Raw genomic sequence first — 9,666 nt, forward strand, 5'->3', positions numbered from 1 at the left:
TCGTCGCGAGCGAAGGGAGGTCGCGTTCCGCCGGAGCGCAGGAACCGGAGTGTATGTTGAAATACATGAGGATTCCGAGCACCGCCGGAACGCTAGATCCCGAGCGCAGTAGATTTTTTCACAAACTCCGAGGAATCGTGCGGCGGGAGGGTCTGCGTGGCGATCCGTTCAGCCTGCGCCAGCTCCGCAAGCAAGTCCTCGAACGGGGGAATTTTATCATCGCGCTCGATCATGGTAGACACCTTGCCAAAAAGCGTAATCGCCCTGGCATAAAGGTCCCACACGGGATCGATTATGGGCTCGTCGTGAGTATCGATGCGGTAGGCTCCATGATCACGGTGACCGGCGAGATGAAATTGCTGCACCCGGGTGAGTGGCAGGTGTTCGATGTACGTGTACGCATCGAATGCATGGTTGCAAGCGCTGACGTACACGTTGTTGATGTCGAGCAGGAGCAGGCAATCGGATTCCTCGGCGAGGGCTGCAAGAAATTCCCATTCCGGCATTTCCGAGGCGCGGTAGTCGAGGTAGCTCGACACGTTTTCCAACAGGATCCGCCGTCCCAGGTACTCTTGAACCCGGCGCACGCGCCCGGCGACATGATGCATAGCTTCGGCGGTGTAAGGCAAGGGCATTAAATCGTGCAGGTTAACGGGTTTCACACCGGTCCAGCACAGATGATCGGAAATCCAGGCGGGCTCGATGCGATCGGCCAAGGTCTTGAGTTGTTTGAGGTAGCCCACATCGAGCGGATCCGTCCCGCCGATGGAAAGCGAGACGCCGTGCATCACGATCGGATAATCGGCGCGGATGCGTTCGAGGTGATCGAGGGGCTTGCCGCCGGCTACCATATAGTTTTCAGAGACTATTTCGAACCACCCGAGCGGTGGCTGGCCGGCGAGGACGGCTTCGTAATGCTCCTTGCGGAGACCGAGGCCAAAACCGAGTGCCGGAAATCGCTTTTCCGAAATGGGGAGCATTGGACAGGCGGGGCGGAACCGCCCCGCCTCAACCTCTCTGGCGCTTATTCGGCTACTTTGCCGCCTTTAGTCTCGCACTCCTCTTTGGTCATGGATACCCAGCCTTGTCCGGAGCACGCGTTTTTTCCTTTACAGGCGTTAAGATCGGCTTTGGTATTGCACTCCGAGGTGCCTTTGCACGCGTTAACGCCGCCGCATCTTACCTTACCTTCGGCGACGGGGTGGACGTCTTCCGCCAGTATGGGATGGCTCGCGAATAACGCCGCGGCAGCGGTGGCCAATAAAATGCCCTTGGTATTTTTCATACGATGGTCTCCTGATGGTGGATAGATAAGCCGGCCCGCTATTGAAATCCTGTTCGATAGCGGGCCGTTCAACGTATGCGCAGTATCAGACTGCGCTTCCCCCGCATTCTTCCATGAACGCCGTCAAGTGGTATTCGTTGCCCGCGTACCACGGCCGGTGCTGCATCGGTCAAATTCTGGAATGTTCTTTATGAGCATAAGCACCGCAGAAGGAGACTCGCATATGCCAAAAGCGGGTTCGTCAGGATAGTAGCGGTGCGTAATTATCAGTGTATATGGGCTCGCAATGCGGTCATCACGGCGAATTTTCCTACTCCGACCTTGAGCGTCTGACAAAGTTCAATGCCCCGCGCCACGGTAACCGCGTTAACCGCGTTATAAGGCGCACTCGGCCGGCGTTCGTTTGTCAAGCGGCTGAAAACTCATCTCGTTATCGCTATGCTGTCGCTTATAGCGGCGTCTCGTGTTACCGGTAGCCATCGCCGCCCGTCACCACCGTTTGAAATCCGCAAGGGGGAATGGTAGAGGTCATGATATACGTGGAACTAGTGGGCATGCTGTTGGTTATTCTCCTGGCAGCCGGGATTTTCACCAATGCGTTGGAACATCTGGGTGAAAAACTGAAAATCTCCGAAGGAGTCACGGGCTCGCTGTTTGCCGCTGTCGGCACCGCCATGCCGGAGAGCATGGTCCCCATTCTCGCTATCTTTGCCGGGACTGAAGATACGGACGTCAACGAAGAGATAGGAGTCGGGGCGATCATCGGCGCACCGCTGATGCTCTCCACACTGTCCTTATGCCTGATGGGCTGGTCGGTCGTCCGGCAGCGCGGGTTTAAAGGGGGGCTCACGCCCGAAAAAACCGGGCTCGCACGGGACTTAAATTTCTTTTTGCTGGCCTTCGGCATCGCTGCGGGGGCGCTTTTTATCCCCCGGGAACCCCACTATTTCGTCACTTTGAAGGTTTTTCTGGGCCTGATCCTGGTGCTCGTTTATTTCGTCTATGTCATGTTGACGCTACGGGTGTCGGCGCAATTGGTTATGGATGGCCACGGTACGCAGGCGCATACGGACATGTATCTGTGCCGGCTCGGGTTGCCCGACCACATGCTGGTCATGTTATTTCAGATCGCTATGGGGCTCGGGTTATTGGTCGCCGGCGCGGAAGGGTTTATTCATAATGTAGATCACGTGGCGCGCGAGATCGGCGTTTCAGCGCTGCTGCTGTCGCTTTTGATCATCCCGATCGCGACCGAGCTTCCCGAGAAGGTGAACAGCATTCTCTGGATCCGCCGCAACAAAGACACACTGGCGTTCGGAAACATCACGGGCGCAATGGTGTTTCAGGGTACGATTCTTCCGGCCATCGGTATCCTGTTGACACCCTGGGATTTGCGCCTGGAGGTATTCACGGGGATGCTCGTCACCGTCGTCGCGGCCCTATGGCTGAGGCTGGCAGTCCGGGTGGGGAAGCTCTACGTCTGGCAGCTCGCCATTATTAACGGTAGCCTCTACGCTGCTTATCTCATCGCGGTTTTGGGGCAGCGTTCCTAACGGCACGCCTGCGGCGACTAAACCGCTGAAGCTCATGACCCAGAAAAAGAATCGCGACCGTACACCATCCGCGCGTGTGATATTGCAGGCATGCCTGTGGCTGGGAGTTTCCATACTCGGGGCGAGCGCGGTGGGCGCCATCGCGCTGCATCGAGGAGAAACCATCAACGGCCTTTGGTTTATCGTCGCCGCACTATGCATTTACGCATTAGGCTACCGCTTTTACAGCGCCTTTATCGCCGCCCAGGTGCTGGCTTTGGATGGCACTCGTGCTACTCCGGCTGAACGGCTTAACGATGGCCGCGACTTTGTCCCCACACATAAATGGATCGTTTTCGGGCACCACTTTGCGGCCATCGCGGGTCCGGGCCCCCTCATCGGGCCGACTCTAGCGGCCCAGTTCGGTTACCTGCCCGGTACCTTATGGATTTTGGTGGGAGCGGTGCTCGGGGGCTGCGTACAGGATTTCGTGATCTTGCTTTTCTCCACCCGGCGCGACGGGCGCTCGCTCGGACAGATGGCGCGCGATGAGCTTGGACCGGTTGGCGGAGCGGTGGCGCTCGCGGGAGTCATGGCCATCATGATTATTCTCATCGCCGTGCTCGGGCTGGTCGTCGTCAATGCGATGAAACATAGCCCGTGGGCCACCAGCACCGTCGCCGCGACGATCCCGATTGCCTTGGTGATGGGCGCTTATATGCGCGGGATCCGGCCCGGACGCGTGCTCGAAGGGACCTGCCTCGGTGTGATCTTGCTGGTGCTAGCGGTCCTGGGCGGAGGCTGGATCGACGCACAGCCCTGGCTACGCGCTTGGTTCGATTACGACGCTCCGAGCCTGGCACTCATGGTCATTGCTTACGGCTTTGCGGCCTCGGTTCTTCCGGTCTGGCTGTTGCTCGCGCCGCGCGATTACTTATCGACGTTTATGAAGATCGGAACCATCGCGGCGCTGGCCGTGGCGATCGTGGTGCTCCAGCCCGAGGTCAAGATGCCTGCGCTCACGCAATTTATCGATGGCACGGGCCCCATCTTCGGTGGCAAGCTGTTCCCTTTTGTCTTTATCACGATCGCCTGCGGCGCCATCTCGGGGTTTCACTCACTTGTCGCCTCGGGGACCACGCCGAAGCTCCTCACCAACGAGCGGGATGTGCGTTTCATCGGCTACGGCGCGATGATGATGGAATCGTTCGTCGGGATCATGGCGATGGTGGCGGCCACCGTATTGGAGCCCGGGGTGTATTTCGCCATCAATAGCCCGGCGGGTGTCGTCGGGGCGGAGGCGGCCGAAGCCGTGGCCAAGATCACGAGCTGGGGTTTTCCCGTGACGGTGGAACAAATGGAATCGCTGGCGGCGGCGATGGGGGAAGCGACGCTGTTCGCGCGCACCGGCGGCGCCCCGTCCTTGGCCGTAGGCATGGCCAGCATTTTTTCCAGCGCCTTCGGTGGCGGTCTTCTGGCCGTGTGGTATCACTTCGCGATCATGTTTGAAGCGCTATTTATCTTGACCACCTTGGACGCGGGTACCCGTGTCGCGCGCTTCATGCTCCAAGACCTCCTGGGGAACCTCATTCCGGCCTTAGGGCGGACCAGTTGGTATCCGAGTGTCTGTCTGGCGAGCGCGCTCGTGGTCGGCGGCTGGGGCTATTTCCTGTATATCGGCACGATTGACCCCCTCGGGGGCATCAATAGTCTCTGGCCGCTCTTCGGGATCTCGAATCAAATGCTGGCCGCGATCGCGCTTTGCGTCGCGACTACTATCTTGGTTAAGTCCGGACGGGCGCGGTACGCGTGGGTGACCGCGCTGCCTCTCGCATGGCTGGTCACCGTGACAAGCGCCGCGGCTTGGGAAAAGCTTTTCAGCCCCGAGCCGCGGGTCGGGTTCCTCGCGCATGCGCGCGAGCTCGGTGAGCGATTGAGCCGCGGCTTGCTAGCCCCCGACAAAGCAGAGCAGGCGCCGCAGCTTATCTTCAATGACCAACTGGACGCCGCCTTGACGGTGTTGTTCCTCGTCACCACCTGGGTGCTGGTGATCGAGACCTTGCGGGTCTGTCATGCGGTATTGACCGGGCGCCGGCACCCGCCGCTGACGGAGACACCGCACCTCCCACGGTGCGTGGTCGAAGACTGGGTGCGAGACTGACCGGGTCGTACGGCATCGCCCGCCATTCCGATGCGGACATTGCCGCGCTGGTGTACTATGTGACCTGCCGGTTTGGCGCGAGGGCAGCGACGATCACACCCAATCAAGTCGCCGGGCGTCGCGAGAATGAGTGATGCAAGAGACTTTGCCTGGCTGGGGACGTTCGTCTGAACTACGTTGAGCTTAGAGGGAGATGCCGATGAGTTTAGATCCCGTTATTCTTTCGCGCATCCAATTCGCCTTCGTCGTCGCCTTTCACTTTCTGCTGCCGGCGTTCACGATCGGGTTAGCGTCCTACATCGCGGTCCTGGAAGGGCTGCTCCTGGCGACCAAGAAGCAGATCTATCTCCGGATCTCGACCTTTTGGATTCGGATCTTTGCCGTGGCGTTCGGCATGGGGGTGGTATCGGGGATCGTCTTGCCCTACCAGCTCGGCGCCAACTGGAGCCGCTACTCCGACGCCACCGCGAACATCGTCGGCCCGCTCATGGCCTACGAGGCCCTGATGGCGTTCTTCCTCGAGGCCGGGTTCCTCGGTGTGCTGCTCTTCGGGCGGAAGCTCGTCCCGCAGTGGGCGCACTTCTTCTCCGCGCTGATGGTCGCGATCGGGACGCTCCTCAGCGCCTTCTGGATCCTGGCGGCGAACAGTTGGATGCAGACGCCCGCCGGCTTCGAGATCATCGACGGACGGTTCGTCCCGACCGATTGGCTGGCGGTCATCTTCAACCCGTCGTTCCCGTACCGGTTCCTGCACACCGTGACCGCCGTCTATCTCACGACCGCGTTCACGGTGATCGGGGTCGCGGCCTGGTATCTGCGGCACGGCCGCTTCCTCGAGGAGGCGAAGGTTATGATCGCGATGGGCGTGATCCTCGCCTCAATGCTGGTGCCCGCGCAGGCGTTGCTCGGCGATCTGCACGGGTTGAATACGCTCGAGCATCAGCCGCAGAAAACGGCGGCAATAGAGAGCCTGTGGGAGACGCGCGCGGGAGCGCCGGCGGTGCTGTTTGCGCTTCCCGATGAAACTGCCGAGAGGAACCGCGCCGAGCTGTCGATCCCGAAGCTCGGGAGCCTCTATCTTACCCACAGTTGGGACGGCGTGGTTCGCGGGCTCAAGGACTTTCTGCCTGCGGACCGCCCGCCGGTGGTGCCGGTGTTCTTCGGCTTCCGGGTGATGGTCGGCATGTGGGCAATCATGTTCGCGCTCACGGCCTGGGCGTGGTGGCTCGCCTGGCGCAGGCGGCTCTTCGCCAGCCCGGCGTTCCTGCGCGCAACCACCTGGGCGATCCCGGCCGGCTATGTCGCCGTGACTGCCGGCTGGATCACGACCGAGGTCGGCCGGCAGCCCTACGTGGTCTACGGACACCTGCGCACCGCGGACGCGGTGACACCGACGCTCACGGGCGGCGAAGTCCTGGCGTCGCTCCTCACCTACATTGCGGTGTACATCGTCGTCTTCGGCGCCGGCCTTAACTACTTCGTGCGGCTGGTGCGGCAAGGTCTCCCGGAACCGCCCGAGAGGCAGGAGCTGCGGCCCGAACAACGCCCCGCCCGGCCGCTGTCGGCGGCGTCTGAGTGAGACCAAGGCAAACATATTTTTGAGATTTATGCATTTTGACTACTTGTTCCCTGTCCCCTGGGAGCGACCACCCGGCCGCGTGGTGGCCGCGAATTGCGCCCCGGAACCCCGCAGTATCCTCGGGGGGCTCCGTCATTCCAGCGAAAGCTGGAATCCATAGCGGCTTTTCGGGCGCTGCACTGGACCCCAGCTTTTCGCTAGGGTGACGAAACGGGTAAAGATCACCCGGGTTAAGGCAGGTTCCTGGATAGGGTGAGGGGTCAGAAATCGACGCAACTGTTTGATTGTATCCCCTCATCCTAGCCTTCTCCCGAAGGGAGAAGGGACTTCTCTGCCTGCTGAGGCAGATGAAGTTGTTGAAGTGGTTTTGTCCAACATTTGAGACGGAAGATTCCATCATGGCCCTCGATCTCGTGCCCATCTGGACTGTCATCCTCGCCTTCGGGGTGTTCATGTATGTACTGCTCGACGGCTTCGATCTCGGCGTCGGGATCCTCTTCCCCTTCGCGCCCGGCGATCGCGCGCGCGATCTGATGATGGCCTCGGTGGCGCCCATTTGGGACGGAAACGAAACCTGGCTCGTGCTCGGAGGATTGGCGCTGTTCGCGGCATTCCCGCTCGCCTTCGCGATCATCTTCCCGGCGCTCTACTTCCCGCTCCTCGCGATGGTGCTGGGCCTCGTCTTCCGCGGCGTCGCCTTCGAGCTCCGGCCAGGCACGCGTATGATCACCAAGCGATGGGACCATGCATTCTTCTGGGGCTCGCTCATCGCGACCTTCGCCCAGGGCTGCGTGCTTGGAAAGTTCGTGCTGGGATTCGCGGTGAGCGGACGGCAGTACGCCGGGACGAGCTGGGACTGGGTGCACCCCTTCGTGCTCGCGGTGGGCGTCGGGCTCGTCTTCGGCTATCTCTTGCTCGGCGCAACGTGGCTGGTGATGAAGACCGAAGGCACGCTACAGGACTGGGCGCGCACGAAAGCACGGGTGGGACTTTTCGGTACGCTCGCCTTCATCGGAATGGTGAGTCTCTGGACGCCGTTCCTCGACACGAGGATCGCCGCGCGCTGGTTTTCGTGGCCCAACCTCGCGTTCTTCGCCCCGGTGCCGATCGCAACCGCAGCGATCGCCTGGTGGCTGTGGCGGTCCCTTGCGCGCGGGCGCGACGCCGCGCCGTTCCTCGCCGCGATGGGATTGTTCGCGATGTGCTATCTCGGGCTTGCGATCAGCCTCTTCCCGTACATCGTGCCGCCGGCGATCACGCTGTGGGACGCAGCCGCCGCGCCGCAGTCGCAGGCGTTTCTGCTTATCGGTACACTGTTCTTGCTGCCGATCATCTTGATGTACACCGGCTGGTCGTACTGGGTGTTCCGCGGCAAGGTGAAAACCGAGATGCGCCATGAACACTAGCCGAGACCCATTCCTCTCCCGTCTTCTCTGGGTTGCTGTCGCCGCGGCCGCTCTGCTCGTCCTCTGGCAAGCTTTTCCCTCGATCGAGCGGACGATCTTGGGCGTGGACGCGACACCGCGGGTGGTCACCCCGCGCGGCGATCTAGCCGCCGAGGAGAAGACAACGATCGAGATCTTCGAGAAGGCCAAAGGCTCGGTCGTCTATATCACGACCCGCGAACGGGTGATGGACCTCTGGACGCGCAACATCTTCACCATCCCGAAAGGCACGGGCTCGGGCTTCATCTGGGACGAGCGCGGGCACGTAGTGACCAACTACCATGTGATGGCGGGCGCCTCGGGGGCGCAGGTAAGGTTGAGCGACGGGCGCGAACACAGTGCGGGGCTCGTGGGCGCAAGCCCCGCCCATGACCTCGCGGTGCTGCGCATCGGGGTGGCCTTAAACCGCCCGCCGCCCGTGCTCCTCGGAACGAGCCAGAACCTCAAGGTTGGGCAGAAGGTGTTCGCCATCGGCAACCCCTTCGGCCTTGACTGGACCTTGACGACCGGGGTCGTCTCGGCGCTTGACCGCTCCCTGCCCTCCGACCAGGGCGGCGTCATCGAGCACCTGATCCAGACCGACGCCGCTATCAACCCCGGCAACTCCGGCGGCCCCTTGCTCGATTCCGCTGGCCGGCTTATCGGGATCAACACGGCCATCTTCAGTCCCTCCGGGACCTTCGCCGGGATAGGCTTCGCCGTGCCGGTGGATACCGTGAACCGCGTCGTGCCGGAGCTCATCGCGAGCGGCAAGTACGTGCGTCCCGCGCTCGGGATCGAGGTGGACGAGGACCTGAACCGCCAGGTGACGCAGAAGCTGGGCGTCGAAGGCGTGCTCGTGCTCAGGGTCATGCCGGGCTCGGCCGCCGAGGCAGCCGGCATGCAGGGTGCTCGCATCGATGCCGAGGGCATTACCCCCGGCGACATCATCGTTTCTTTGGATGACAAGCCGGTCGACAGCGTCGCGAAATTGCTCGGGCGGCTCGACGATTTTCGGGTGGGCGATGCGGTGCGGGTAACGGTGCTGCGCGAGAGCGGCAAGACCGAGCTCACCGTGACGCTCCAGGCCGGTGGTTAGAATAGAATTAGCGCCATCACTGAAACCCCATCAAATGCCGATGTGGCCATTGCTTTTGCACGAAGTAACGATAGATAGCAGGAGGAGGAATAATGAAACGTAAAGCTTCAGCAGTATGGAAGGGTGGTCTCAAGGACGGGAAAGGCAGTATTTCGACCGATAGCGGTGTTTTGTCAGACACTCAGTACTCCTTCAGTACGCGCTTCGAGCAGGGAGTTGGCACCAATCCGGAAGAGTTGATTGCCGCCGCACATGCGGGCTGTTTCTCGATGGCTCTCTGCTCAGTTGGGAGATGCCGGCATGACAGCCGAGAGCATTCGCACCACGGCCAGCGTGACTCTGGATAAGACCGAGGCGGGATTCACCATTACGGCCGTCCATCTGGAGGTGACGGCGAAAATACCGGGAGCAGATCGGCAGGCATTTGAGACGGCGGCGAATAACGCCAAGGCAGGGTGTCTGGCGTGTCGCTATGCTCGTGATGCATTTCGGCCGTCCTGTCCCCGAAATGCACTCGCATGACGCGACAAGCTATTGGTGCCGCGATTCGTCCTGCGTCCGCAGCGTCGCACCACTGCGCGGTGCG

7 protein-coding genes and 1 pseudogene are annotated in these 9,666 nt (G+C 61.2%); 6 read left to right on the top strand and 2 right to left on the bottom strand.

Translation table 11 applies throughout. The features are described 5' to 3' along the window. Positions 1–92: 92 nt before the first annotated feature. Both M3436_16770 and M3436_16775 read right to left on the bottom strand, forming a co-directional pair. Entirely contained in the window at positions 93–980 is an 888-nt protein-coding gene (locus tag M3436_16770; GenBank protein ID MDQ3565687.1) for a DUF692 domain-containing protein, read from the bottom strand. 44 nt (positions 981–1,024) lie between these two features. Further along, positions 1,025–1,285: a hypothetical protein gene (locus M3436_16775; GenBank protein MDQ3565688.1), complete on the bottom strand. Its 261-nt coding sequence runs from the start codon at positions 1,283–1,285 to the stop codon at positions 1,025–1,027. A 530-nt stretch (positions 1,286–1,815) separates the two neighbouring features. Here M3436_16775 and M3436_16780 point away from each other — a divergent pair. The 6 genes and pseudogenes from M3436_16780 (at position 1,816) to M3436_16805 (ending at position 9,602) form a co-directional block, all read left to right on the top strand. Next, positions 1,816–2,838 carry a sodium:calcium antiporter gene (locus M3436_16780; protein ID MDQ3565689.1) on the top strand — a complete coding sequence of 341 codons (1,023 nt, stop codon included), beginning with the start codon at positions 1,816–1,818 and terminating at the stop codon, positions 2,836–2,838. Between the two features lie 34 nt (positions 2,839–2,872). Next, on the top strand, positions 2,873–4,978 hold the full coding sequence (locus M3436_16785; GenBank protein MDQ3565690.1) for a carbon starvation protein A: 2,106 nt from the start codon (positions 2,873–2,875) through the stop codon (positions 4,976–4,978). 199 nt (positions 4,979–5,177) lie between these two features. Then, on the top strand, positions 5,178–6,557 hold the full coding sequence (locus tag M3436_16790; protein MDQ3565691.1) for a cytochrome ubiquinol oxidase subunit I: 1,380 nt from the start codon (positions 5,178–5,180) through the stop codon (positions 6,555–6,557). 398 nt (positions 6,558–6,955) lie between these two features. Then, positions 6,956–7,963: a cytochrome d ubiquinol oxidase subunit II gene (gene cydB / locus M3436_16795; protein ID MDQ3565692.1), complete on the top strand. Its 1,008-nt coding sequence runs from the start codon at positions 6,956–6,958 to the stop codon at positions 7,961–7,963. Continuing rightward, on the top strand, positions 7,953–9,080 hold the full coding sequence (locus tag M3436_16800) for a trypsin-like peptidase domain-containing protein (protein ID MDQ3565693.1): 1,128 nt from the start codon (positions 7,953–7,955) through the stop codon (positions 9,078–9,080). The genes cydB and M3436_16800 overlap by 11 nt, the downstream gene beginning before the upstream one ends. A gap of 92 nt (positions 9,081–9,172) precedes the next feature. Next, positions 9,173–9,602 (top strand): annotated as a pseudogene (locus M3436_16805) (OsmC family protein). Positions 9,603–9,666 lie beyond the last annotated feature (64 nt).

It is taken from the genome of Pseudomonadota bacterium, assembly GCA_030859565.1.
GTDB lineage: Bacteria > Pseudomonadota > Gammaproteobacteria > JACCXJ01 > JACCXJ01 > USCg-Taylor.